At 41.9% G+C, this 22,888-nt stretch carries 26 protein-coding genes; 16 read left to right on the top strand and 10 right to left on the bottom strand.

The features are described 5' to 3' along the window. Positions 1 to 142: 142 nt before the first annotated feature. A complete protein-coding gene (gene proC, locus IGI38_RS20565) occupies positions 143 to 955 on the bottom strand; it encodes a pyrroline-5-carboxylate reductase (protein WP_438733766.1) in 813 nt (270 codons plus the stop codon). A gap of 205 nt (positions 956 to 1,160) precedes the next feature. Here proC and IGI38_RS20560 point away from each other — a divergent pair, with 205 nt between their 5' ends. From IGI38_RS20560 to IGI38_RS20520, 9 genes are all read left to right on the top strand, one after another. After that, complete coding sequence (locus tag IGI38_RS20560) at positions 1,161 to 2,114, top strand: helix-turn-helix transcriptional regulator (protein WP_438733765.1); 954 nt, start codon at positions 1,161 to 1,163, stop codon at positions 2,112 to 2,114. After that, positions 2,114 to 2,422, top strand: coding sequence for a hypothetical protein (locus IGI38_RS20555; RefSeq protein WP_438733763.1), 309 nt, complete (start codon positions 2,114 to 2,116; stop codon positions 2,420 to 2,422). The genes IGI38_RS20560 and IGI38_RS20555 overlap by 1 nt, the downstream gene beginning before the upstream one ends. A 64-nt stretch (positions 2,423 to 2,486) precedes the next feature. Continuing rightward, complete coding sequence (locus IGI38_RS20550) at positions 2,487 to 2,837, top strand: iron chaperone (protein ID WP_438733762.1); 351 nt, start codon at positions 2,487 to 2,489, stop codon at positions 2,835 to 2,837. Continuing rightward, complete coding sequence (locus IGI38_RS20545; RefSeq protein ID WP_438733761.1) at positions 2,830 to 3,195, top strand: VOC family protein; 366 nt, start codon at positions 2,830 to 2,832, stop codon at positions 3,193 to 3,195. Before IGI38_RS20550 ends, IGI38_RS20545 begins: the two co-directional genes overlap by 8 nt. Before the next feature lie 299 nt (positions 3,196 to 3,494). Then, positions 3,495 to 4,385: a sulfite exporter TauE/SafE family protein gene (locus IGI38_RS20540; RefSeq protein WP_438733760.1), complete on the top strand. Its 891-nt coding sequence runs from the start codon at positions 3,495 to 3,497 to the stop codon at positions 4,383 to 4,385. A 101-nt stretch (positions 4,386 to 4,486) separates the two neighbouring features. Further along, positions 4,487 to 6,043 (top strand): WD40/YVTN/BNR-like repeat-containing protein, encoded by a 1,557-nt coding sequence (locus IGI38_RS20535; protein ID WP_438733759.1) that lies wholly within the window; start codon positions 4,487 to 4,489, stop codon positions 6,041 to 6,043. A 143-nt stretch (positions 6,044 to 6,186) separates the two neighbouring features. Then, entirely contained in the window at positions 6,187 to 6,840 is a 654-nt protein-coding gene (locus tag IGI38_RS20530) for an HI_0552 family protein (protein WP_438733758.1), read from the top strand. A gap of 89 nt (positions 6,841 to 6,929) precedes the next feature. Then, positions 6,930 to 7,160: a DUF1858 domain-containing protein gene (locus IGI38_RS20525; RefSeq protein ID WP_438733757.1), complete on the top strand. Its 231-nt coding sequence runs from the start codon at positions 6,930 to 6,932 to the stop codon at positions 7,158 to 7,160. After that, positions 7,160 to 8,491: a DUF438 domain-containing protein gene (locus IGI38_RS20520; protein ID WP_438733756.1), complete on the top strand. Its 1,332-nt coding sequence runs from the start codon at positions 7,160 to 7,162 to the stop codon at positions 8,489 to 8,491. The genes IGI38_RS20525 and IGI38_RS20520 overlap by 1 nt, the downstream gene beginning before the upstream one ends. Positions 8,492 to 8,713: 222 nt before the next feature. On the opposite strand, the gene IGI38_RS20515 is transcribed toward IGI38_RS20520, so the two are convergent. The 6 genes from IGI38_RS20515 to IGI38_RS20490 form a co-directional block, all read right to left on the bottom strand. Then, a complete protein-coding gene (locus IGI38_RS20515) occupies positions 8,714 to 9,679 on the bottom strand; it encodes a siderophore ABC transporter substrate-binding protein (protein WP_438733755.1) in 966 nt (321 codons plus the stop codon). Between the two features lie 62 nt (positions 9,680 to 9,741). Then, the gene (locus IGI38_RS20510) at positions 9,742 to 10,500 is read right to left on the bottom strand and encodes an iron ABC transporter ATP-binding protein (RefSeq protein ID WP_438733754.1); all 759 of its coding nucleotides are present in this window, start codon (positions 10,498 to 10,500) and stop codon (positions 9,742 to 9,744) included. Further along, the gene (locus IGI38_RS20505) at positions 10,497 to 11,465 is read right to left on the bottom strand and encodes an iron chelate uptake ABC transporter family permease subunit (RefSeq protein ID WP_438733753.1); all 969 of its coding nucleotides are present in this window, start codon (positions 11,463 to 11,465) and stop codon (positions 10,497 to 10,499) included. Before IGI38_RS20505 ends, IGI38_RS20510 begins: the two co-directional genes overlap by 4 nt. Next, the gene (locus IGI38_RS20500) at positions 11,462 to 12,409 is read right to left on the bottom strand and encodes an ABC transporter permease (RefSeq protein WP_438733752.1); all 948 of its coding nucleotides are present in this window, start codon (positions 12,407 to 12,409) and stop codon (positions 11,462 to 11,464) included. The genes IGI38_RS20505 and IGI38_RS20500 overlap by 4 nt, the downstream gene beginning before the upstream one ends. A 270-nt stretch (positions 12,410 to 12,679) precedes the next feature. Further along, positions 12,680 to 12,880 (bottom strand): DUF4177 domain-containing protein, encoded by a 201-nt coding sequence (locus IGI38_RS20495; RefSeq protein ID WP_438733751.1) that lies wholly within the window; start codon positions 12,878 to 12,880, stop codon positions 12,680 to 12,682. 140 nt (positions 12,881 to 13,020) lie between these two features. Continuing rightward, positions 13,021 to 13,386 (bottom strand): MerR family transcriptional regulator, encoded by a 366-nt coding sequence (locus IGI38_RS20490; protein WP_438733750.1) that lies wholly within the window; start codon positions 13,384 to 13,386, stop codon positions 13,021 to 13,023. A 101-nt stretch (positions 13,387 to 13,487) separates the two neighbouring features. Between IGI38_RS20490 and IGI38_RS20485 the strand changes: the two genes are divergently transcribed. The 3 genes from IGI38_RS20485 (at position 13,488) to IGI38_RS20475 (ending at position 16,446) form a co-directional block, all read left to right on the top strand. Then, positions 13,488 to 13,865 carry a carboxymuconolactone decarboxylase family protein gene (locus IGI38_RS20485; RefSeq protein ID WP_438733748.1) on the top strand — a complete coding sequence of 126 codons (378 nt, stop codon included), beginning with the start codon at positions 13,488 to 13,490 and terminating at the stop codon, positions 13,863 to 13,865. A 106-nt stretch (positions 13,866 to 13,971) separates the two neighbouring features. After that, positions 13,972 to 14,739 (top strand): SDR family NAD(P)-dependent oxidoreductase, encoded by a 768-nt coding sequence (locus IGI38_RS20480; protein ID WP_438733747.1) that lies wholly within the window; start codon positions 13,972 to 13,974, stop codon positions 14,737 to 14,739. Positions 14,740 to 14,901: 162 nt separating this feature from the next. Next, entirely contained in the window at positions 14,902 to 16,446 is a 1,545-nt protein-coding gene (locus IGI38_RS20475; RefSeq protein ID WP_438733746.1) for a zinc ribbon domain-containing protein, read from the top strand. Positions 16,447 to 16,480: 34 nt separating this feature from the next. Here IGI38_RS20475 and IGI38_RS20470 read toward each other — a convergent pair whose 3' ends face one another. Next, complete coding sequence (locus IGI38_RS20470; protein ID WP_438733745.1) at positions 16,481 to 17,485, bottom strand: thermonuclease family protein; 1,005 nt, start codon at positions 17,483 to 17,485, stop codon at positions 16,481 to 16,483. A gap of 424 nt (positions 17,486 to 17,909) precedes the next feature. Here IGI38_RS20470 and IGI38_RS20465 point away from each other — a divergent pair, with 424 nt between their 5' ends. After that, positions 17,910 to 19,007 carry a glycosyltransferase family 1 protein gene (locus IGI38_RS20465; RefSeq protein WP_438733744.1) on the top strand — a complete coding sequence of 366 codons (1,098 nt, stop codon included), beginning with the start codon at positions 17,910 to 17,912 and terminating at the stop codon, positions 19,005 to 19,007. A 254-nt stretch (positions 19,008 to 19,261) separates the two neighbouring features. Here IGI38_RS20465 and IGI38_RS20460 read toward each other — a convergent pair whose 3' ends face one another. Then, positions 19,262 to 20,209, bottom strand: coding sequence for an IS30 family transposase (locus IGI38_RS20460; RefSeq protein WP_438725454.1), 948 nt, complete (start codon positions 20,207 to 20,209; stop codon positions 19,262 to 19,264). A 372-nt stretch (positions 20,210 to 20,581) separates the two neighbouring features. Between IGI38_RS20460 and IGI38_RS20455 the strand changes: the two genes are divergently transcribed. Continuing rightward, on the top strand, positions 20,582 to 20,965 hold the full coding sequence (locus tag IGI38_RS20455; RefSeq protein WP_438733743.1) for an MmcQ/YjbR family DNA-binding protein: 384 nt from the start codon (positions 20,582 to 20,584) through the stop codon (positions 20,963 to 20,965). Positions 20,966 to 20,984: 19 nt separating this feature from the next. On the opposite strand, the gene IGI38_RS20450 is transcribed toward IGI38_RS20455, so the two are convergent. Beyond that, the gene (locus tag IGI38_RS20450; protein ID WP_438733742.1) at positions 20,985 to 21,278 is read right to left on the bottom strand and encodes a hypothetical protein; all 294 of its coding nucleotides are present in this window, start codon (positions 21,276 to 21,278) and stop codon (positions 20,985 to 20,987) included. A 230-nt stretch (positions 21,279 to 21,508) separates the two neighbouring features. On the opposite strand from IGI38_RS20450, the gene IGI38_RS20445 reads away from it, so the two are divergent. Together IGI38_RS20445 and IGI38_RS20440 are read left to right on the top strand one after the other, a co-directional pair. Then, positions 21,509 to 22,348: an aldo/keto reductase gene (locus tag IGI38_RS20445; protein ID WP_438733741.1), complete on the top strand. Its 840-nt coding sequence runs from the start codon at positions 21,509 to 21,511 to the stop codon at positions 22,346 to 22,348. A 162-nt stretch (positions 22,349 to 22,510) separates the two neighbouring features. Beyond that, entirely contained in the window at positions 22,511 to 22,828 is a 318-nt protein-coding gene (locus IGI38_RS20440; protein WP_438733740.1) for a hypothetical protein, read from the top strand. Positions 22,829 to 22,888 lie beyond the last annotated feature (60 nt).

Here is a 22,888-nt window from a genome sequence, read left to right as displayed (position 1 = left end):
ATTTCCGAATGCTAGCTCTGCTTAGTGAAACTTAGCAGTAACTGTATGCGTAGCTTGCGAAGAAGAAGCTGCTTCTGACACACCGTTTGTTCGGAAAAAGGAACTGTGACAAGACTTTTGTCACAGTTCCTTTTTATTTGCGTTATTTCTTTCCTAATTCTTCGTCCTTCCGGATCGTTGCATCGATTCCCTTGATGACTGTTGAGATAAAGGCGTTGTCCTCTAGTTCAACGATACCAGCAACGGTCGTACCTCCGGGAGAACTTACGCGATCGATCAATTCCCATGGATTTTCTTTGCTGTAAGCCAAGGTTTCGGCACTACCTAAAACAGCTTGGGTCGCCATTTCTAACGCGATATTTTTTGGCAAGCCATTTTTCACCGCTGCACGCGCGATTGAATCAATGAATAGGAAGGTATAAGCAGGTGAGCTTCCAGCGATCGCTGTGAAGATCGAGAAATACTTTTCTTCTAGCGGCCAAGCTTTACCGACTGCATTAAATAGATCAATGATTGTCGCGATATCTTCTTTTTTGGCACTTGGGTTTCCGCAAACAGCCGCCGCACCTTCACCGACCATCGCATTCATATTCGGCATTACCCGAACGATTCGGATCGGCTGATCTGTTTCGAACACATCATAGATTGCTTCGGTACTTGTTCCAGCAGCGATGGAGACGATCAATGGATCATTTTGCAGAATCGCGTCTTTTGCTTCCAGCAGTACACCTTTAATGATGTTAGGTTTGACTGCCAAAATTAGAGTATCGACTGTTTTAATGACTTCTTGCGGATCATTCAATGCATGTGCGCCGACTTTTTCCGCAAAGGCTTGGACCTTTTCTGTTGAGATATCATATAGATAAATGTCTTCTGGTTTGCTGAATCCTTTTTGAACCATTCCTTCAACAATTGCAGATGCCATATTACCGGCACCGATAAATCCGATTTTCATAGTAAATTCTCCTTTTTCCAGCTATTGTATTGAGTTAGCTCACATATTCGTACGCATACGATTAGTGGAACTTGCAAAGTGTTTGAATCAAATGTCTAAAATTCATAAACATGGTACAATCAATAAAGAAATTATATGCCGAATAGGATGTATTTAAAATAGTGTAGATAAAGAAGAAAGTGTTTGATTCTAAGGTGGTGGTTAAATGGATGTAACGGCAACGCAATATGTCAGCTTCTATCAATTTCTCAAAACATTAGACTGTTACTTGGATGATGATGGACAAATGATTAATGAGGTTCAGCGTTTTTCTGATAGCTCTCAGCGGGAAATCGCGGCATTCGTAACGAAAGGAACGAGTGAACGGATCGAGGTTCCAACTGATTTTATTCGAATGTTGTATGTGATGAAGGGAACTGCCGCTGTTCGAATCGATGGTTTAGATAAAACGCTGGATACGGGCGGTCTGGTCATTGCGAATGGGGCGGCAGAGCTTTCGTATCACGGAGATCTTGAGACGGAGGCCATCGCCTTTTATTTCAAACCCAGCTACTTTACGGAATCGCTGTTGGGTCAGTTTTTTGAAGAACCGTTGCTTTACCGCTTTTTTGTGGAGGCTTTGAGTGACGAATATAGAGGGATCGCACGTTTTCTGGTTTATGATTTTGCGGAGGTGACCGACGTGCATTTTTACGCCTTGCTGTTATTGAAACAAGTCGTGAAGATGGCGTATTTCAATAATAAGGTTACTAAATCGGCGTTTATACTTTTGATTGTCGAGATCAGTCAAGCGGATACTAGACGGCTAATCGCCAAAGACAGCTTTGTGTCTAATGGTCAGTTGACTGAGGAAATCCTAGCCTATATTGATGCCCGTTTGGAACAAGTGACTCTAGAAGAAGTTGCACAAAAATTTCATTTTCATCCGAATTACTTGTCGAGTTTATTGAAGGAAAAGACCGGACATTCGTTTACCGAAATCGTCTTGTTCCGAAGAATTGACCATTGTAAAAGCTATTTGGTGCAAACCGATCTGACCATTCAAACGATCGTGGAGCGTTTGGGCTATAAGGACAAAGCTTTTTTCTACAAACGTTTCAAGCAGATCGAAGGAGTCACACCGCGTCAGTATCGAAAAATGCGAGAGGAAGAAAACTAATGTATGAAGATATTTTTGCCGAAGTTCACTTAACCGTTGTTGAGCAGCCGATCGAATGGGTGGATGAGTTGCCGCTGTATCGAGGGCATATCAAAGAATTGCCTTTTATCACGGGAGAAGGGCCTTCGAAAAAGGTGCTATACCGTCAGCTGGCGGAGCAATATCAAGAATATGCGGCATTGAACAAAGAGGAAGATAAAGAAGAAGAGATGACGTCATCGTTATTAACAGCGGATCAATTGTTGAAATATTATGACGGCGAGACCTTCGATGGTTTTTCTTTGAGAGAGCTCTTGAAGGACGAATAGAGCAAGTTTGTATACCTTTTCAGCTATTTCCGCTAGACTAAAAAGAAAAAAAGGGCGTGAAGCGATGTCACCGATCGAAGAATACATCAACGACGCTGAAAAAGATCAGCAGCCAATGTTGAAGGAAATCTATCAACTTATCAAAGAAATGGTTCCAGTAGAAACAACAGAAAAACTATCTTATGGCATGCCAACCTTCTATTTAACGGAGAATTTGGTTCACTTTGGTGCCATGAAAAAGCATCTGGGATTCTATCCAACTCCTAGTGCAATGACAGCTTTCGAGAACCAGCTGAAAGATTATAAAACGTCAAAAGGAGCCTTGCAGATTCCCTATACAAAGAAGCTGCCGACTGAATTGATCACCGAAATGGTTCGTTTTCGTCTGAAGGAAGTGGTGGAGAAAAATGCTTAAAGGACTAGAGCTTATGCTATATGTCAACGATGTTGCAGGAGAAGCGGCTTTTTGGCAGGAAGGGTTAGATGGAAAAATCGTTTCGCAGCAAACAATGCCAGACGATTCTTTGCAGGTCACACTAGAATTATTCGAGTCAGTGCATTTAGTATTGTTCGATCGCAAATTTATTGAAGAGGTTTCACCAGAGGTGGTTGATAACGTCCCTTCATTACTATTGAACGTGTCGAATTTAGATGATTATTATATCCGATTACAAAAACTTAGCCCCAAAGTGAATCCTATTATGGAACAGGGCGGCAAACGGCTGTTTAATTTTGCAGATCCTGAAGAAAATTATTTTGTTTTAAGTGAATAACCTTCAAGTAATTGAAGGTTATTTTTTGTCAGTCGCGCTTTTTGCAGTATTTAAGAAAAGCCGGGCCAACACTAATTTGTCTCTGTTTATGATCCAACAGCTTAGCGAGAGGATATGTGTATGAAAGTGCAACCTTGGTTAAGAGCTGGCTTTTGGGGAAACTCATTGAATCCTTTATTGTTTATATGATGAATATCATCAAACTGTTACTGGATTTAAGTCAAAATCCTTGTGAATTGTTGTATTATCTTAAGAGGAAAAAGAGCTTTCATTGATTAATTTTTTTAGAGGAGAGTATTATGGTTCAAATTTTGTTGGGACTGCTAGGTGTCCTATTGGTTTATTATCTTTTTTATTTTGTTCGCGATTTGATTGCAGAACGGGGGAACTGGGGCGGCGGAAATTTCTTTGTTTCTGGTGTGATCGGTTTTATTACAGATGCGATGGATACGTTAGGAATCGGAAGCTTCGCACCGACGACGATGCTGTTGGAAACGACGAAGCAATTAGACAATGATCGTCAATTGCCAGGAACATTAAATGTTTCTCATACCGTTCCGGTAATTATTGAAGCCTTTATTTTTATCACAGTAGTAAAAGTAGCACCGCTGACATTATTCTCATTAGTGATCGCAGCGATCGTCGGCTCTTACGTCGGTTCGAAAACCGTTAGTAAGCTGCCTGAGAAAAAAGTGCAATTTTATATGGGGATCGCATTGATTATTACTGCGGCGTTGATGGCGTTGAAACAATTGGGTCTGCTTGATTTGTTGGGAACGGGAAATCATTTGACCAGCTTGACTGGAGTAAAATTGATCATCGGAATCGTCGGGAATTTTATTTTAGGAGCGTTAATGACGATCGGTGTTGGCTTGTACGCGCCGTGTATGGCGATGGTTTACATGCTGGGTTTGAGTCCATTAGTCGCATTTCCAATCATGATGGCTTCTTGTGCGGGTCTAATGCCTGTTGCGGGAACCAACTTTATTAAATCGGGGGATTATTCCCGTAAAGTCAGCTTAGGGATTACAGTCGGCGGGATTATCGGAGTGATCATCGCGACGCGTTTCGTTACCGGTTTAAATATGACTGTTTTAACTTGGATCGTGATTGTAGTGGTTCTTTATTCAGGAGTCACTTACATACGTAAAGGAATGCACGAGGTTGCAGGCAGCTTGAAGAAGTCTTAGAGAGAAATCTCTAGGGCTTTTTTTAAATTAATGGAATCGATCTGTTCACTCGCTGGTTTTTAGTGGATAATAAGTGAAAGAATTTACTGATAGGAGACATTATGGATCAGGAATCATTCATCATCGACCTGCTTTCTGCTGGTGAGGCGATTTATAAACGAGTACGAAAAAATCGACAAAAAAATATGATTTCGGCTTTTCTATTTTTGATTGGAGCCTGTGTGCTGTTTTTCGGCGTTGGAAGTTTTGTTTATCAACGTTTAGCGCTGCGAGTACACTCGATCGACAGCGGGGAATGGCTACGGGGAAGCCACCATTTTTCATTGGTTCTGGGGATTTTGAGTGTAACGGTGGTCGGGCTGTTTTTTCTCGTGAATATCCTTCAGGGAATTTTATTGCGGCGTTCATTTCAACGTTTTTTGGAACGGCATGTAAGAAAAGCGTTGAAGTATCCGATTGTTTATCAGGATTGTGAGGCTTATTACTTAGCGGAAGAAGCGCAAAAGCCGGCGTTTCGTCTAGTGAAGTCAGAGTGTCTTGAATTGACCACAACGTTTGATGGCGCAACGATCTATTTAGGGGATTGCCAAGAGTTTTGGGGAGTTACGTCTATTCAACTATTTGTACTAAATGATGAAGCACCGCTATTACCTGTAGCGTTTCCGAAGACACAAGGCGTTAATCGAAAGTGGTCATTGTTGATGATCAGCTTGGTTTTTCTTGGCGGAGCGGGGGTTTTTGCTTATGATGGGCTGATCCGAAGGCAAACCCTTTATGGTGGTACTTCAGAATCGTCACCTTCGACGACGTCAAGTGAAGCAGCATCGTTGACGAGTGATGAACTGCTGACACAACAGGGAGAGGCTCCAACCAAAAAGGTGAATCAGACCAACCAGTTGGATTTAAATGGACAGACCAATGAACTTTACCTGACGACGGACAGCGGAACGACGTGGTCGTTTGTACCATTGAAGCCTGAATGGTTGCGATCCGGCAGTTATTTGCTGACTAGCGGTGAGATTCCGATGGGCTATTGGATGGATAAAAGCTATGATGTTTCTAAGGAGTTCTCTTGGTTCATCTATTCGGAGAACGAGAAGGAGCTATTTTTCCTATTCTCTATGGATAATGGAAAGACATGGCATCAATCGCTCATTTCTGAAATGGCTCAAAGAATGCGTTATCGAAAAGCCCAGTTTTTCGCTGATGGCAGCGGGGTGCTAGTGTATTCTAGCGCATCGCCAGAGGTTTCATCAGAAGGTCTGGAAATCTATCAGACGAATGATCGAGGCAAAACTTGGTCAAGAAGCAATGGTACTACGATCGGTCAACCCGTTCAAAATGTCAGTTTTGTTAACCCGACATTAGGCTTCGTTTCGACAAGAGAGCAGCTGTACTACACAAATAATGGGGGCAGTTCCTTTAAGGAAGCGGTCGTGACGATTCCGGCAGAGTATCAAACTGGTGGGCTCGATCTTTTTCAATCACCTAACGAAGTGACTCAGGTCAGTGCCAATCAGCTAGAGACTAAATTTTATTTGCTGAAAAAGAGCGGTATTGATCAAGGAAAAATGTTTGCCTGCTTGTACCGTTCTTCCGATAATGGCGAGACGTGGCAATTTGCGGAGCAGCTGTCACAGGTGATGCCGACTGACTAACGTTTCAGCGCGCTAAATGATATAAAAATATTTCAGGACACTTTCTCAACGTGAGAGGGTGTCTTTTTTGTCGATGGATTTTGTTTGAATAAATGGCAAGGGCTGTTTACAATAAGGACGATTGAACGAAGAGAGGCGATTTGATGGACGTAACGATGGATGATTTTCAATTATTCGAACGTGATTTCTTTACTTTCAAGCAGTTGAAGGAAGTGTATTCAAACGAGGAACTAGAACAAATAAAGCAAAATTATAAAGAACACTGGCAAAAGTGGAAAGTGCTGCAGCAGACAGTCGCGCGATCATTGCCGGAGTCGTTTCATATGGAAAAACCTAAAATTGAAAGCTGGACCAACGGCTGGAATTTGCGGACTCATTTTTGGAGTGCATATCGTGATCCAAAGCACGAGAATCAGAATGCCTGTCTGGCCGTTCTGTTAAATAAAAAGCAGTTTCAAGTTTATTTGATGTTCCAGCATTATAAAAGCGATAAACGAAGCGGAAGTCTAGCGGCGTACAATCAGTTACTGACGACTTTGAACGAATGGAGCAAGGGGATAGCTATCAAGGATTATTATATCTGGCCGCAGGTCGAGCATGAATTGGAGGATCATCTTCTATTATCGACGTTTCTAGCTGATAATGCACAGCCTGAGAAGCTGATGCATGCGATGCAGGACCGCAGTTTCCAACTGGGGAAATTGTACTTCAAAACAGCAACGCTCCCAAATATCGTTGAAACGACTGTTCAAACGATGGAGGAGCTAGCTCCTTTGTATGTTGCTTTAAATCATTAGATAACCATCATAATGTTTCATCCGCAGTGTCAAAACATTCTTTTGAACGTATAATAATTGAACACCAACTACTAAAGGAGAGCTGTAAAATGAAGGAACTAGATTTATCTAAATCCTTGTTCGAATTAGTCACTCTTTATCCTGAGATCAAGGATTTGATGTATAAATTAGGTTTTGACGCGATTACAAAACCAGGAATGCTGCAAACCGCAGGACGGTACATGACGATTCCAAAGGGAGCGAAAATGAAGCACATTCCGTTGGAACAAATAGTCGAGATGTTTGAAGCAAACGGGTTTACTGTGAAAGGAACGAGATAATGGAACGAACGAGAGAAGAACGCCAAGAAAGAATCGTCGAAATTTTGTCATTGCTGCATAAGGGCGGTTCCTTTGAAGAGGCCAAAGATTTATTTAATCAAGAATTTGAAGGGGTCGATGTGACAGAGATCACAGCTGCAGAAAAAGCGCTGATCCAGAGCGGCTTGAACCCGCAGGAGATTCAAAAATTATGTAATATCCATGCCGCTGTCTTCAAGGGCTCAATCAATGAAATCCACCGCTCTAATCTAGAACATGAGCAGCCGGGACATCCGATCCACACCATGAAATTAGAAAATCAAGTAGTGCAGTCTTTATTGACAGATGAGGTCGACGGACTTTTGAACAAAATCAAGGCTGGAGATTGGTCGCAAAAGGACCGTCTGCTTCATGCGTTGGAAGATTTGCTGCAGCTCGATAAGCATTATGCGCGCAAAGAGACCTTGATTTTTTCTTATATGGAAAAATACGGGATTACAGCACCGCCTAAAGTAATGTGGGGTGTTGACGATGATATCCGTGATCAAGTCAAAGCCTTGATTCAATTAGTACGTTCGGAAAAAGTCGCCTATAATCAAATTGCCGAAAAATGGGAAACGGCGAAAAATGAAATTGAAGAAATGATTTTTAAAGAAGAAGAAATCATGGCACCCATGACATTAGATGTTTTCAGTTTAAAGGATTGGGAAAAAATTGCTGAAGATAGTTTTGATATCGGTTTTGCTTTTATCCCGGAACCACTTCCCTGGAAGCCTAGCGCGGCATCTTTAGAAAAGGAATTGGAACGTGAGCCGGCGCGCCAGTTGGCGATTCAGCAGGCAAAAGAAACGACAGAAGGAATTGCGGCGGGGCTGGCGGCAGAAGCTGACGAAGCTTCCGTTGAGGAGCATTATGATTGGGAAAATCAGGTATCCGCTGAAACGGTAGTACTGCCGACAGGGACATTGAAGATGGAAGAAATGATCGCACTGTTTCAAGTACTGCCAGTCGATCTGACCTTTGTGGATCAGGAAGACCGCGTGCGCTTTTTCTCAGAAGGAAAAAGTCGAGTCTTTCCTCGTACAAAATCAGTTATTGGCCGAGAAGTTGTAAACTGTCATCCGCCAAAGAGTATGCATATCGTTCAGCAGATTTTAGATGATTTCCGTTCGGGGACCCGTTCAGAAGCCGATTTTTGGATTGATATGCGTGGTAAAAAAATCTATATCCGCTATTTTGCACTAAAAAACGAAGCGGGTGAATACCTGGGCTGCTTAGAAGTCACCCAGGATATCACTGAAATCCAAGCCATCGAAGGCCAGAATCGTTTGCTAGATGGAGAAACTAAATAAGGTCTAAAAAAGAGCGATCGCAAATTTGATCGCTCTTTTTTTGGCTTCTTGATACTAATCAATTCTTTCTCACGGTGATCTTTGTAAACTGAGAATGAAAAGAAGAGGAGTGAGAAAAATGATGTATCAGAAAAAAATAATAGGACATAAAACAGCGATCACTTTCATCTTGTTCGGAAAAAGGACCTGTGACAAGACTTTTGTCACAGGTCCTTTCCGTGTTTATTCAAATGCTTTGTTGACATCTTCCAGCATCATTTTAACGGATTCTAATCCGCCGCCGCTTAGGTACCAAACATCTGGCTGTAATGAAATGACTTTTTTGTCTTTGCCGGCAGTTGTTTGAGCAACTAGTTCGTTGTCAGCAACATTATTATTGCTGTCGTCGCCGCCGATTGCTTTTGTCCGGTCAACGACAAATAATACATCTGGATTTTTGTCTAGGACATATTCATAAGAGACGCTTTGCCCATGAGTAGATGCTTTGATGGCATCGTCGGCTTCCGCAAAACCGAAAGTATCGTAAATGATCCCGAAGCGTGAATCTTTTCCATAAGTAGATAATTGTCCTTCGTTAACTAGAACAGTCAGTGCTTTATCTTTGCTTTCGGTTGCTTTGTCTTTGGTTTCTTTGATGCTGGTTTCAAGTGCTGCTAATTGTTTTTCGGCAGCTTTTTCTTTGCCGAAGATTTGTCCTAAGGTCTCAACATTTTGCTTAATCGAATTCCAGGTATCAGAAGTGTCTACTGCTAGATACATTGTTGGGGCGATTTCTTTTAGCTGTTCTAAAAAGTCGCTTTGACGACCAGAAATAATGATCAAATCTGGTTTCATTTGATTGATTTTTTCTAAATCTGGTTCCTTGATTCCGCCAGCTGAATCGACCTTTTTATAGTCCTCTAAGTAAGCAGGCAAATTATCCGTTGCTGCACCTATGACTTTATCGCCTACGCCTAAAGCATCCAAGGTGTCTAAAGACCCATTATCGAAAACGACAACCTTTTTAGGATTTTTTGGCACAGTCACTTTTCCGTTAGAATCCTTCACTTCAAGTGTTTCCTCTTTGGCAACGCTGCTTGTCGCGGCTTTGCTCGTCGAATCACTGCTTCCTTCATTATTTGTCGAACCGCAGCCGGCTAAGCCTAAACCAAGTACTACCATTGATAAGCCAACAATATATTTTTTCATTTCTGTTTCCTCCTAATTTATAATTAAAGACCTCATTTGTTAAATGAGTCTAAACACCATTTTTAGTTGAAATACATACAAAATCGTTTACCGTCTAATTCGCAGATTTTTATATCCATTTCGTATAACGCGTTCAATACATGGGGCTGAATCATTTCCTCCATCGTTCCGTGGGCGAAGATCGCGCCATTTTTCATCGCAACGATCTCATCAGCATAAGTCGCCGCGAAGTTAATATCGTGAATCACCAGCAGGATAGTCTTGTGTTCTTCTTCGACTAAGCGCCGCAGGGTCTTCATTAATTGGACAGAATGATTCATGTCCAGATTATTCAAGGGTTCGTCCAAGAGAATATATTCGGTATCCTGCGCTAAGATCATCGCGATATAGGCCCGCTGCAGCTGACCGCCGGATAAGGTATCGATCCTATCGTCGGCCATTTCGTCTAGACCGAGTTTTTCTAAGGCGTAATCGATCAAGTCTTGATCATCGCCAGTCAGCCGGCCTTTTGAATAGGGAAAGCGGCCAAAGCTGACAAGTTCGCGGACCGTGATTCGCAGATTAACGCCGTTGCTTTGTTTTAGGATCGATAATTTTTTCGATAATTCATTGGAGCGCCAAGCCTTGACCTCATTGTGATCAAGATAAATTTGCCCTGCATCGATGGAAATCAAGCGGCTGATCATGGATAGTAAGGTACTTTTTCCAGCGCCGTTTGGTCCGATAAAAGCCGTCATTTTTTCTTCCGCGATAGGCAGGCAGACCTCGGAGATGACTTTTTTCGCGCCGTAATTTTTTGATACTTCTCTGATATCGATCATCTTTGCCGTCTCCTCTCATAAATAATTTTCCAAATGAAGTACACGCCGCCGATGAACTGGGTCACCACACTGACTGTTGTCTTTAATTGAAAAACGTGCTCCACTAAAAACTGACTTCCGACTAAAAAGATGATTCCTAACAAAATTGCGGTAGGAAAGAGATAGCTGTGACGATAAGTCGGCATCAACTGGTAGCTGATGTTGGCGACGATAAATCCTAAGAAGGTGATCGGACCGACTAATGCGGTAGCTGTTCCAGTTAAGAGGCTGACTAAAAATAAAATCAGAATCTGAAATTTATTTAGTGAGATTCCAAGGTTCGTAGCTTGATCGCCTCCTAAATGAAGGACATCCAGATAACGGTTGACCGCCAACAAAACGAAAGAACCTAGCAGGATGATTCCCGCTGCTAGACCCAAGTGAGTCGTATTGACATTGCCAAAGCTGGCAAAAAGCCGGCCTTGCAGCAAGTCATATTCATTTGGGTCCATCATCACTTGCAGGAAATTGCTTGTGCTGCTGAATAAGGTGCCGAAGATCATTCCCAGCATCAGCAGAATGAATAAATCGTTTTGCTGCCGCTTTAGCAAGACATTAGCCAGTAGCAGACTCAATAGTGCCATCAAAAGAATACTAATCAAAAAGGTAGAGGTCTGTTCCTGTGACAGCATGTTGACACCGCCCACGATAAAGAACAGCAAAGTTTGGATCAACACATACAAGGAATCTAAACCTAGAATATTCGGCGTTAAAAACTGGTTTTGAGTCAGGGTTTGAAAACTGACGGTCGCCATTCCAGTTGCGAGGGTGACAAGTAAAAAGGCCGCAACCTTCTTCCCCCTCAGTATCAAGGCAAACTGGAAATTTCCATAGGTATTATAGGTCAAATAAAGCCCGCATAAGAGCAATGCGAGGACCGTGAGTCCGACCAGCAGCAGCTCCTTTTTTGGCAGAGAGAAGTTCATGCACATTTCCTCCTAACCAGTAAGTAAATAAAAATCAGACTGCCTAAAATCCCAACAGTCAAGCTGACCGGGACCTCGTAAGGTGCGATAACGACTCGTGAAAGAATATCGCAGGCCATTAAAAATAGACTGCCGCTCAATGCGGTAATCCATAGATTCTGCTTTACATGATCGCCGTAAATCAGCGAAACAATATTCGGGACGATCACTCCTAAGAAAGGTACTGTGCCTACCATGATCAAAACCAATCCGCTGGCGGCTGCAACTAAGCCGATCCCCAGCATCTGGGTTAAACGATAATTGATTCCAAGATTGACGGCGACATCTTCACCTAAGCCAACAATCGTGAAGTAATAGGCAAATAAATAAATAATAAAAAATAATGGAATCGTCAGATAGAGCAGCTCGTAGCTTCCTTTAGCCACTAATGAAAAATTGCCTTGCAGCCAAGAGGACATATTTTGGATCAATTGAAACTGATAAGCAAAAAAAGTAGCGACCGATCCGACGATATTCCCGAACATTACCCCCAATAAGGGTAAAAATATCGGATCTTTTGTTGGAAGCAGCCGGCTTATCCCCAAGAAAACCATCGTCCCGATAAAAGCAAAAATAAAGGCGGCCAAGGTTCGAATGGCGGTAGGGGCGTTAGGCAAAAAGAGCATGACCAACAAAATTCCTAAACGAGCACTATCCATTGTGCCGGCGGTTGTTGGTGAAACGAATTTATTTTGTGTGAGGTGCTGCATGATCAGACCGCAGATACTCATCGTTGCGCCAGCCAATATCAAGCTGACGGTACGTGGTACACGTGTAGCGGCAAGGATCAGCCACTGTTCTGAATCTCCTTGAAATAAAGCTTGCAACATCAAATCTTTTACTCCGATAAAAAGAGAGAGAGCGCTTAACAAAATTAAAACAAGAACAATTCCCTTCCTTTTCAATTACTCACTCCTCTGTTAATTGATAATGATTCTCATTCTTCCTGATTATAAAGTTTAGGTGAAAAGTAAAACAAATGCAAGTTATTTTTAAACGTTTTTTTTATTAAAAATGACAACATTCAACAGGGGATGGATAAATTAACTTACTATCATGGGGTTTGTATTGAGGAGATTTATGATAGATTTTATATTGAACAATTGTGTAAGGATGAATTTAGCTGCCAAACAAAAAAGACTAGGAAGTTTTTCCCAGTCTTTAAATAAAGTATGTTATTTTTCTTTTCTAAATGTAACTAGAATCGCGCTTCTTGAGGCAATGACATTCGGCATATAAGAATGGGTCACGAACTCCCAGCCTTCGTTTGTACGACTATTGATTAAATCATCTAACTGCTCCAAATCATCCACACTGGCACTATCCTTAAACCATTTCACGGATGTTTCTAAAACTTCACTTCGGTATGTCCACATAGTTTAACTCCTCCTTTTTTATCATTATAGAATGATAAAAGGGCTGAGCGTCAAATTTGAAATGATTGTTTCAAAAAAAGCCAAGAAGGCAGGTTCGAACCTGTTTCTTCAGTAAAAGAGAAACTATAGTTTCCAGCAGATCAGTCATCTCTGTCAGCCAGAAGCTCCTTATAGGTCTGTTGTTTGTTTTCTAAAAAGGTCAGGTGCTCATCGATTGTTCTTTTTTCTGTTAATAAACGATTTCTTTGAGTAGCCAAAAGCTTCATTCGTTTTTCAATCGTTTGGTCACCTTGGCTTCTCAGCTTCGAATACTTCTTGATCGTTTCTAAAGGCATGCCGGTTTGTTTTAAGCGATGGATGAATTGCAGCCAGTCAATATCCGCATCGCTGTATTCACGATAACCGCTTTTGTTTTTAGCAGGGGCGCTGATCCCTAATTCTTCATAATAACGCAGTGTTGGGATGCTGAAGCCAGTCATTTTGGCGACTTCACTGATTCTATACATTGTCTCGCTCCTTATTGGCGTCGGTTTTTTTATAAATCTCCTTGCTGTAAAGCCCACTTGATAGTTTATAGTACTTTACCATAAAGGAGGCAGGAACTGCTATGAGTGATAAAAGAATGGAACAAGGGATCAAGAATTTGAAGGAAATTGATGGGAAAGCGGGAGAACGGGTAATCGAGTCTCTCCAAGACATTGCGCCAGATGTTGGAACGTACATCTTGGAGTTTGCCTTTGGTAATATTTACAATAAGGATACGTTGTCTTTTAGGGAACGGGAGATCATCACCATCACTAGTCTGCTGACGCAAGGAGATACTCAAAATCAGTTGATCGTCCATATTAATGGGTCGCTGAATGTTGGGATCACAGAAAAAGAGATCATCGAGGTGTTTACCCACTGTATCCCATATGTCGGCTTCCCCAAAGTCTTAAACGCGATTGCGATAGCCAAAGAGGTTTTTTCCACGAGAAGCGCATAGTTTTAGTTGTCATTTTACACAAGCTATTGACATCCCCCTACCAACTTAGGTACCGTTAGTATAGCAACAGTGAATGCGCTAACAAAAAAAGGAGGAGATATGTACAATGTTTGATTTAAATGGAAAAGTAGCAGTAGTAACAGGTGCCAGCAGCGGGTTGGGCCGGGATGCAGCACTCGCCTATGCGGAAGCCGGTGCAGACGTGGTCTTATTGGCTAGACGTTTGGAACGGTTAGAGGAAGTAGCTGAAGAGATCAAGAAAATGGGCCGTGATGTCTTAGCGATCAAAATGGATGTGACGGATGAAGCGAATGTCAAAGCTGGAATCCAACAAGCCTATGATCACTTTGGTCATCTGGATATTTTATTGAACAACGCGGGAATCGCTGTACGCGGCGGTGTCGACTCCTTAACAGTAGAAGACTTCGATAAATCGATGGATGTTAATGTGAAAGGAATCTTCCTCGTTAGTAAATATGTGGTAAAACACATGATGGACAATAATTATGGCCGAATCGTCAATGTGGCTTCAATCAATGCGGTCATGGCTGATAAAGAAGATGTATTTATCCGTCATTCATACAATGCCAGCAAAGCGGCGGTTTTAGGATTGACAAAAGGGATGGCAGCCAGCTATGGAAAATACAATATTACGACCAACGCGATTGGACCAGGCTTGTTCGAATCTGAAATGACAGAAGATACCTTGTTCAAATCAGAAGATTTCTTAAATCTATATCAAGGTTTGAATCCAATGAGCCGTCCAGGAAAACACGGGGAATTGAATGGAACGATCCTTTATTTCTCAAGTGACGCATCAAGCTACACGAATGGTCAATTTATCGTCGTTGACGGCGGAATGTCAATCGTTTAAGCAGAAACGTTCATGGCACTTTCTCAATTTGAGGAAGTGCTTTTTGTTTTTTACCGCTGATTTTTTTATTACTGTCCTTTTTTATTGTTATTTTTGCTACAATCAATAGAGAATAAAGACTTATGAATCAGTATCAACGCTGATAGAACAGGAAGGATACAAATGAAAAATTGTCCGAATTGTGGTCATGAAAATTTGGCAGAGGCTCGTTTTTGCGAAGAATGCGGGCATTCTTTTATGATGGAAATTTCTGAAGAACCGGAAATTTTGGCAGAAGAGGAAAAGAATGAGAGACCAGAAAATAAACGTTTTTGTCCGAATTGCGGAGAAGCGCTCCCGGCTGATGCAGAATTCTGTCCGAATTGCGGTCAGCGGTTAAAAACAGCGATGAAACCGAAAGCACCTATGAGAAAACCGCTATCAAAGAAACAGAAAATCGGGCTGGGTGCTGGTCTGGCTGCAGTTGTACTGCTGATCGGCGGTTTGATGTTTGGCCGCTATTATTACAGTTATCCGCAACAATTAAGTCGTTGGGAACGAACCTTCAAAACACAAGATCCCGAAAAAATCGCGGCCGTCGTTACATCAGAAGATCCGAATTATAAAGTGTCCGCCGCAAATCTGAAAAAATTTGTCAGCTATTATCAAGAAGGCAATCATAAAGCTGATTTCACTGATTTTTTGACTGATTTAAAAAACAATCCGAGTGAGTTAGAGGACTTCTCGATCCAAACAAAGGGAAAACATCTGGGCCTATTTCCACGTTATCAACTAGTGATCCAGCCGGTCTATCTGACGGTGACGACGGATCAAGCGGGGATGGAGCTGTCATTGGATGATAAGAAATTGGCCACCTCCAAAGGCACCAACTATCAGACAACATGGGGCCCTTTGACACCTGGGAGCTATCAGGTCGAAGGAAAGTTAGACAGTGAAAAATCCGCTTCTAAACAAGCGTTGATCCGCTATCATAATCCTGAATTCGAGACGAATAGCCACGTAGCGATCAATCTGCACAAGATTTCTTTCAAAGTCACATCGAATATTGATGGAGCGAAGGTTTTACTGAATGACAAAACAGTCGGAACGATCGAAAATGGACAAGCAGAGGTTAAAGACGTTGTTTGGCATCAAGGAATGGAGGTTCAGCTGACCTTTAAAACAGCCAGTGATCAGCTAAACAGCGAGACGTATCAAATCGCGGCGAGTGAATTTTCAGCCGCTGACTACAAGGCGGACAGTTATGCTTCAGAGATTAATTTAAACTTTGATAGTGTCCAATCAAAAACGGATGTGCAGAATTTCCTGGATAATTTGTACAGTGATTTGTCAGGCTATTCGTCTAAATACAGCGATTTTGGCGCAGCTGAAAAGAGCGATTTAGCGGAGTATTTTGTCAATGGATTGAGCAATACAGATGAAAAGGATTTCGAGAAATTTATCAATGAATTTCGCACCAGTGATAAAAAATCGCGGATCAATGCCAAAGCGAAGGTGGAGTCTATCAGTATGACGGGTAAGGATACGTATACTGTTCAATACTTGATTTATTACGATACGGTCTACGCCGATGAGACTGACGATGTGAACCAAGTTTTCCGTTACAAGAAAGCTACGCTGCGCTATGACGAAGACGAATCCGTCTTCCAGATCGATAATCTAGGAGGGGCTGAAAACTTCGAGACCGTTGATGGTGGCGATGCATAGAAAAAGGGATGCCATGTCGGCATCCCTTTTTCTATTAGTAGCACTTCGCGCAGGGTGTTAATCCGCTTGCCTGTGCTTGTTCCAATGTAGCAGGAGAATAGGTACCATTACCGCATTTATGGGTATGATACTTGCTTCCTGTTGGCGTGACATAGACAGTCTGCCCTTGTGCTGGCTGGTCTGCTTGTGCCTGCTGCTGTGCTTCTGCCTCGGCTTGTGCCTGTGCCGCAGCAGCTTGTTGAGCTGCCGCCTCTTGTGCGATCCGTTCCTCTTCCGCTTTTTTTGCTGCTGCGGCTTCTTCGGCTGCCCGTTTTTCTTCGGCTATTCGAGCTGCCTCGGCCTGTTCAGCTGCTCGCTTCTCTTCCGCTTTTTTGGCTTCTTGTTCTTTTTGTTGTCGTTCTTCTTCCGCAGCTTTTGCGGCTAGTGCTTCTACGCGAGCCTTTTTGTACTCGTCCGCGGCTGTTTGGTTGTATCCCTTATTGGAGTGCGCATAGTTTTCGATACTCCAAATATTTCGTTTTTGATCTTGCGCCTGTTTTTCTGCTTTTTTTATTTTATCGAGGTATTTCGTATTTTTTCCTTTTGTGCTGTGAACAACTGCCAGTCCTTCATCGGCCAGCGTTTCCTGCACTAATTTGCCATCTGCCCAGATATAAACCAATTCGCGCTTTTTACTATCGCGCTTTGCCCCTTTATCGTATTCAATCTGGATTTTTTCTGCGTTCTTCAGCAGTTCTCTTGTTCGATCCTTGGCCTCTTGTGCATAAGGATTGTCCTTTTTGATTTCAGGAGTGTTGATCAATAAATATTTCGCGGTGATTGTCTTGCCATTCTTCAATTTGAATCGGGTAGTGTCTCCGTTAATGTACTTTTTAACTTTAACAGTGACTTTCTTGTTCGCTGTTCGTTTGATTTTGACCTTTTTCTCAGTCTTTGTTTTTGCCGCTTCTGCCTGATACTGTTGTGTCGGTGTCGTAAATAAGAAGCTAAATAAGACAGCAAATGTAACCCCCAGCTTTACCCCAATACTTTTTTTCATTAAAACCCCTCCATCTTTCCAATGTTTAGAAATAAAGATCAATGAATATATGTGTACTTAAATAATACTATATTTCTTCTGATAAATTAATTAAATAATAAAAGAGTGATTTTTTTTATTTTTTATTGATAAGTATTAGGAGGCGTATTATAGATTTCTCGTTTTTTTATTTTGTACAAAGTTATTTCATACATAATGACTAGCGCTCCAAGAAAAAATGAGCTGATTTTCCGGTGTCGTGTAGTGGCTGGAAAGTCTTTTGTGCAAGGGGCTGCAGATCTGTTTTAGATATAAAATATTCAAATCCTTTAAAAAAATTAAAAAGCTTGACCAATTTGGAACGCTATCATTGTTATATAATAAAGAAGCTAAGGTAACAATCGAAGGAAGATAAGAATTCATAAATTAAAGGGAGAGAACACTTATGCCAACAAAACCAGTGTCACAAATCACTCTATTTACCATGGGAAAAGAAAATCTGGAGCGTCGAATATCGAAGGTATACGCAGATTCCTCAGATGCGGATTCTGTTATCCAATACATTGTGGCAGTGCTGATCCGGCACTCGTTATGTATCAGTGATTTTTCTGATTTCTGCAGTGAGTTGGTGAAGGAAATCTTCCTTTTTGCGGAGCCGTCAGATGTGCTGCGTAAACTTTGTCCCTTGTTCCGTGATTCTTTTCAAGGTGGAAAAGAATGGGAACAGGTTTTTCGTCGTTTATATAAGAATAAAAACGAATACCACCGCTTCAATAATCGTTTGAGTGATTGCAAGAAGTATTTATTCACCGAAACAACGCCAGTAGAAGAAACCGATGGCCAGCAATATAAACTAATGTCGACCTTTGAGGACGCGGTAGGGAAAATTCACACATGGAGCTTGCGGGATGCGGATCTTCATTCGTCAGGAATGAAAATCGACGCGGTTTTAGAGCTGCTGAGTTCCTTAACGATCTTCGAGAGGGACGGCATTCGCCGCTTTGTTAAACTAGAAAACTCTGATATCCAAAACTGCACCCGCCATCCCAAAGTCAAAAAAGGCGAGATCGTGGAGGAGACCGAACCACGCAAACCAGTTCAACCAAAAACCGACGTGGTATCAAGCGTTGACTTCGGTACGATGACGGAAGATGAAAAACTGAAATTAGTGAAATTGTTATTACCAGAAGGGGTGGTTCTGACCGATACACGAATGAATGCGCTTAAATCTGAAGCTCCAGAGCGTACTGAAAGTTCCGTTGTAACACCACAAGCAGCCGAACCAATCAGCGAAGGCACTGTTTCTGCAATAAAAGAAGAAGTAAAAGAAGCACCAAAGGCACCAACTAAAAAGGCCTCTGAACCAAGACCAATGGCTCTTTTCACAACCGGAAATCCCAGTTTTAAAGAATATAAAAAGCCAAAAAGTGCGGGACAACTAGAGCGGGAGCGCAGAGAGGGATTGTTGAGGCAGATACCCGAAGGGAAGAAAGCGTCTAGAAAAAAGAATGCAAAGAATAAGCGGAAAAATAAACGGAATTAGGCTATTTACGCGGACCTGAGGACGTCATTTTGTAAAAAAATTTCCTAAGTATGAAGGGCTATTTGTTGTGGGGAAAATTCAGTAACCATGCACTATTTTTTAAATGGCGGATGGTTATTTGGCGTTCGGATGAGTAATGAGGCAATGAACTCATATTATTATCACGGAGGGGTAGAATGACTGCAATCAGAGAGCTAGATTTGTTTCCGCCAAAGACAACTACAATTCAAACGTTAGAGTTATATGCTGAATTGTCAAATTAATTGCAACATTTCTTCTTGAAAGACTTCCCAACAATTTTTCCAGTTCAATGTTTTTTTAGGACGCATATTTATCTTGCGTAATGCTTCCTGTTTCTCCGTAGGGGGTACCTTTGAAAAATCAGTTCCCTTAGGGAAGAATTCTCTAAATAAACCATTCCCATTTTCGTTAGATCCGCGTTGCCATGGGGAGTATGGATCACAAAAATACATAGGTACGTCTAAATCTTTCTCAATTTCTTTCCAGCAAGAAAACTCTTTCCCACGGTCGACCGTAAAGCTTAAAAATGCCTTGTGACTCCCTAGGTCTTGCACAAAAGCTTTAATCGCTTGTGCCATTGACTTCGCGGTACGATCCCTCATTGAGATCGCCCAATAAAAGCGTGTTTTCCGTTCAATAAACGTTGCTTCGCAGGCTTTGCTTTCCCCTCTGCTAGAAACAACTGTGTCCAACTCCCAATGTCCAAATTCTTCTCGAGTTGACACAGAAGCTGGGCGTTCATCAATGGTATGCCCTACAGTCATTTTGCCTCGTGCCTCTTCTTGTTTTTCTTGTCTTCTGCCTTTATGTCTCAGACACTGTTTAGACACATTAAGAATACCGGCATAGAGCCAATTGTAAATGGTTTTGAATGAAACTATTTGACGATCATTCGCAATTTGTTCAGGGGACCAGCTGTCTTCAAGATCACATTCAATCTGATAAGCGAATTCAGAAGTCCATTTGGACTTCGCACCACAGGCACTGCGCTTCATTTCCGCATCTAATTGCGCATTGTCGGCATTATAGATCAAATCTTCGGGTACTCGTTTCAACTCACGATCAATCGTTGTTCGGCTAACACCAATTCTGTCCGCTATTTCTTGAATACTCTTGGCATCATAAATCATCGTCTCTATACATTTTCGATTATCTCGTGTAAGCTTTTTGTGTGAACCCATCAAAATCACTCCTAGTAGTTTGTTATCCTAAACTCATTTTACTAGAAATTTTTGATGGGTTCTTTGTTGCGATTAATATTACAATTCAGCATATAAAAAAGTAACCAAAATAAAATCATCAATCGGAAAGCTGAATTCTGAGCTGGAGCATTCTAGGTGAACGCGCAGTTGCTTCAAATGCTTGCACTCAAGGAGTTTGTCTAATCTATTAGGATAGAGGAAACGCAGGTAACCTTTGTAGATATTGCAGCTTATTGGCTGTTCCGGAAACAGGCTTTGTAAAAAAGTCCCTTGGTGTATACAGCACATGCTTACTAACGCTATACTAAACGTAATAGAAAAATGACTATTTTAGAACCAAAAGGAGGCGCAATGGAAAATTCAGTGATGCAAAAGCGGATCGAGGCGTTCAAGGCGTTCGGTGAGACGTTAAGGGGTGCAAAGGTTTATTTTCGTGAAGATTGGGAAGTTCTTTATTTTGATCTACAGGGCAAGATGTTTGGAATGATGAGTGATCAGCCAAGCGATGATGCGATCATTACATTGAAAAACCTGTCGGAAAAAAATGAAGAACTGCGGGAGATTTACACGGGAACCGTGATTCCAGGGTACTATACGAATAAAAATCATTGGAACTCGATCAAGTTAGCCAGTGAAGAATTGCCTGATGAGGCCATCAAACAATTGATCGAAGTATCCTACCAGCTGGTCTATCAGAAGTTAACGAAGAAGCAAAAGGCTGAAATCGAAGAATAAAAAAATGGCGCTGCGAATGCTAAGCAGCGTCATTTTCGTTTTTTTTCTCTGACCAATGCAACGCAAGGTAGTAACCGGTAATACCCATACCAATTAAAAAGCAGGCGGCATCGAAACTATTAATGTCTGGGTTAAAGAGCGCGTAGAGAACCACGACGACCAGCCAATTCACTATCCCCCATAAAACATTTGTGGAGGCAGAAGCCAGTTTTTTCCAAGGGACATCCCATTTTTCAGCAGTGATACCTTTGACAAAGTGGGGAACACCGTTGGCAAACAGCATACCCAAAACGATACAAACAATTGAATCCATTGTAATCTTCTCCCTCTATTGTGTTCAATCAGTAGTATACCTCTTTCCAAAATATTTTTCTGCCTATTTTTGAAATAAATTCTGGCAAGCTGAGCAGAGGATTTAACAGTTGCGAGAATTTGATGTTAAGGTAGAAAAAGAAATGATTGTAAGTTTTACGAATGAACTTCAGCAAGGATGAAACGAAAGACTGAAGGCGTGAGGCGCTAAAAATAAGGAGGAATTTGAGGATGAAAGCACCATTGATTACGATGAATGACGGGCATCAGATACCGGCGATCGGCTTAGGCACGTTCCAGATTCGCGGAGGAGCAGGTCTTGATCAAGTCTTGACGGCGATCCAAGATGGCTACCGTTTGTTAGACACCTCCACCAATTACGACAGTGAAGGGATTGTGGGTGAAGCAATCCGCCGTTCTGGGATTCCTCGTTCGGAATTTTTTGTGACGACAAAATTACCCGGCAAGTACCATCATTATGAAGACGCCTTGATGATGATCCAAGAATCTTTGTTCCGGATGGGACTTGATTATTTTGATTTGTATTTGATTCATTGGCCGTTACCAAAACGCGGTCTGTATGTCGAAGCTTGGCAAGCATTAGTGACAGCACAAAAATTAGGCTTGATCCGCTCGATCGGCGTCTCTAACTTTGAGCCGGAGCATTTGGATAAGATCATTGAAGAATCCGGTGTGACGCCTGCGATCAATCAAATCGAGATCCATCCTTACTGGGTACAGGAACGGATGGTGAAAGCGAATGAGGAACGCGGAATTGTGACGGAAGCGTGGAGTCCTTTAGGTCGCGGCAGCGCTGCTCTGAAGGAAGCGGTGATCACGGAACTTGCTGATAAATATGAGAAGAACCCTGCGCAGATCATTTTGCGTTGGCATACACAACGCGGGGTCTTGCCAATTCCAAAGTCGCGTAATTTGCTGCATCAACGGGAAAACCTTGATATCTATGATTTTGAATTGTCCCAAACGGAACTCGAACGAATCAATTTACTGGAAAAAGCAAATGGCCGAATCGACGGCCAAGATCCAAATGAATATGAAGAGTTTGAGTAAAGGCTCGCTTATTTCTGCTTTATCATTCATTGGAAATTAAGGAAATTCCGCCTATTTGTTTTGCAAAAAAAAGAATATTTGATAAACAATTAATTTTTCATTCAAAAACGTTTTCAACTGTGGCATACTGAAACGTAAGAAGAGGCTTCAGGGGAGGACGCAATGAAAAAAGTAGTGGCACTGGTTGGTGTGCTGGTTGCGGCGTTTCTATTTTTTTGGTTTACTCAAAAAGATGACGTTGCAGTCGAAGATAAGGCAACACCTGATTTTTCTCAGACGGAACAGGTTGAACGGAGTGAAGATTTTTTCACGGATCGCGATCTAAATGAATTAGAAGCCGTAACCTATTCACGTCACAAAGAATTGATGGATGACCTGAGCGGTGAGGGGAAGTTGGTCAGGAAAACTACTCAAAAAGAGTTCGTTGGGGCAAAAGCGAACGACGATGGTCTTTCTTGGACCGGCTATTTTGAGAAATGATTGGTTAAAACACGAATAATAAAAGAGGACTTCAATTTCCGAATGGAAAATCTGAAGTCC

Origin of the sequence: Enterococcus sp. AZ128 (assembly GCF_051714485.1) — a bacterium.
Taxonomy (GTDB): Bacteria; Bacillota; Bacilli; order Lactobacillales; family Enterococcaceae; genus Enterococcus_A.
Note: the sequence above shows the minus strand (reverse complement) of the source record. Positions and strands in the feature narration are given on the sequence as shown.

Coding starts and splice junctions, on each gene's coding strand:
- IGI38_RS20460 (WP_438725454.1), bottom strand. CDS start 20,209: ATGGGTTCACACAAAAAGCTTACACGAGATAATCGAAAATGTATAGAG.
- IGI38_RS20530 (WP_438733758.1), top strand. CDS start 6,187: ATGGACGTAACGATGGATGATTTTCAATTATTCGAACGTGATTTCTTT.
- IGI38_RS20495 (WP_438733751.1), bottom strand. CDS start 12,880: ATGTGGACATACCGAAGTGAAGTTTTAGAAACATCCGTGAAATGGTTT.
- IGI38_RS20465 (WP_438733744.1), top strand. CDS start 17,910: ATGCCAACAAAACCAGTGTCACAAATCACTCTATTTACCATGGGAAAA.
- proC (WP_438733766.1), bottom strand. CDS start 955: ATGAAAATCGGATTTATCGGTGCCGGTAATATGGCATCTGCAATTGTT.
- IGI38_RS20485 (WP_438733748.1), top strand. CDS start 13,488: ATGAGTGATAAAAGAATGGAACAAGGGATCAAGAATTTGAAGGAAATT.
- IGI38_RS20520 (WP_438733756.1), top strand. CDS start 7,160: ATGGAACGAACGAGAGAAGAACGCCAAGAAAGAATCGTCGAAATTTTG.
- IGI38_RS20455 (WP_438733743.1), top strand. CDS start 20,582: ATGGAAAATTCAGTGATGCAAAAGCGGATCGAGGCGTTCAAGGCGTTC.
- IGI38_RS20445 (WP_438733741.1), top strand. CDS start 21,509: ATGAAAGCACCATTGATTACGATGAATGACGGGCATCAGATACCGGCG.
- IGI38_RS20505 (WP_438733753.1), bottom strand. CDS start 11,465: ATGAACTTCTCTCTGCCAAAAAAGGAGCTGCTGCTGGTCGGACTCACG.
- IGI38_RS20550 (WP_438733762.1), top strand. CDS start 2,487: ATGTCACCGATCGAAGAATACATCAACGACGCTGAAAAAGATCAGCAG.
- IGI38_RS20540 (WP_438733760.1), top strand. CDS start 3,495: ATGGTTCAAATTTTGTTGGGACTGCTAGGTGTCCTATTGGTTTATTAT.
- IGI38_RS20440 (WP_438733740.1), top strand. CDS start 22,511: ATGAAAAAAGTAGTGGCACTGGTTGGTGTGCTGGTTGCGGCGTTTCTA.
- IGI38_RS20470 (WP_438733745.1), bottom strand. CDS start 17,485: ATGAAAAAAAGTATTGGGGTAAAGCTGGGGGTTACATTTGCTGTCTTA.
- IGI38_RS20475 (WP_438733746.1), top strand. CDS start 14,902: ATGAAAAATTGTCCGAATTGTGGTCATGAAAATTTGGCAGAGGCTCGT.
- IGI38_RS20515 (WP_438733755.1), bottom strand. CDS start 9,679: ATGAAAAAATATATTGTTGGCTTATCAATGGTAGTACTTGGTTTAGGC.
- IGI38_RS20480 (WP_438733747.1), top strand. CDS start 13,972: ATGTTTGATTTAAATGGAAAAGTAGCAGTAGTAACAGGTGCCAGCAGC.
- IGI38_RS20555 (WP_438733763.1), top strand. CDS start 2,114: ATGTATGAAGATATTTTTGCCGAAGTTCACTTAACCGTTGTTGAGCAG.
- IGI38_RS20535 (WP_438733759.1), top strand. CDS start 4,487: ATGGATCAGGAATCATTCATCATCGACCTGCTTTCTGCTGGTGAGGCG.
- IGI38_RS20450 (WP_438733742.1), bottom strand. CDS start 21,278: ATGGATTCAATTGTTTGTATCGTTTTGGGTATGCTGTTTGCCAACGGT.
- IGI38_RS20560 (WP_438733765.1), top strand. CDS start 1,161: ATGGATGTAACGGCAACGCAATATGTCAGCTTCTATCAATTTCTCAAA.
- IGI38_RS20545 (WP_438733761.1), top strand. CDS start 2,830: ATGCTTAAAGGACTAGAGCTTATGCTATATGTCAACGATGTTGCAGGA.
- IGI38_RS20525 (WP_438733757.1), top strand. CDS start 6,930: ATGAAGGAACTAGATTTATCTAAATCCTTGTTCGAATTAGTCACTCTT.
- IGI38_RS20490 (WP_438733750.1), bottom strand. CDS start 13,386: ATGTATAGAATCAGTGAAGTCGCCAAAATGACTGGCTTCAGCATCCCA.
- IGI38_RS20510 (WP_438733754.1), bottom strand. CDS start 10,500: ATGATCGATATCAGAGAAGTATCAAAAAATTACGGCGCGAAAAAAGTC.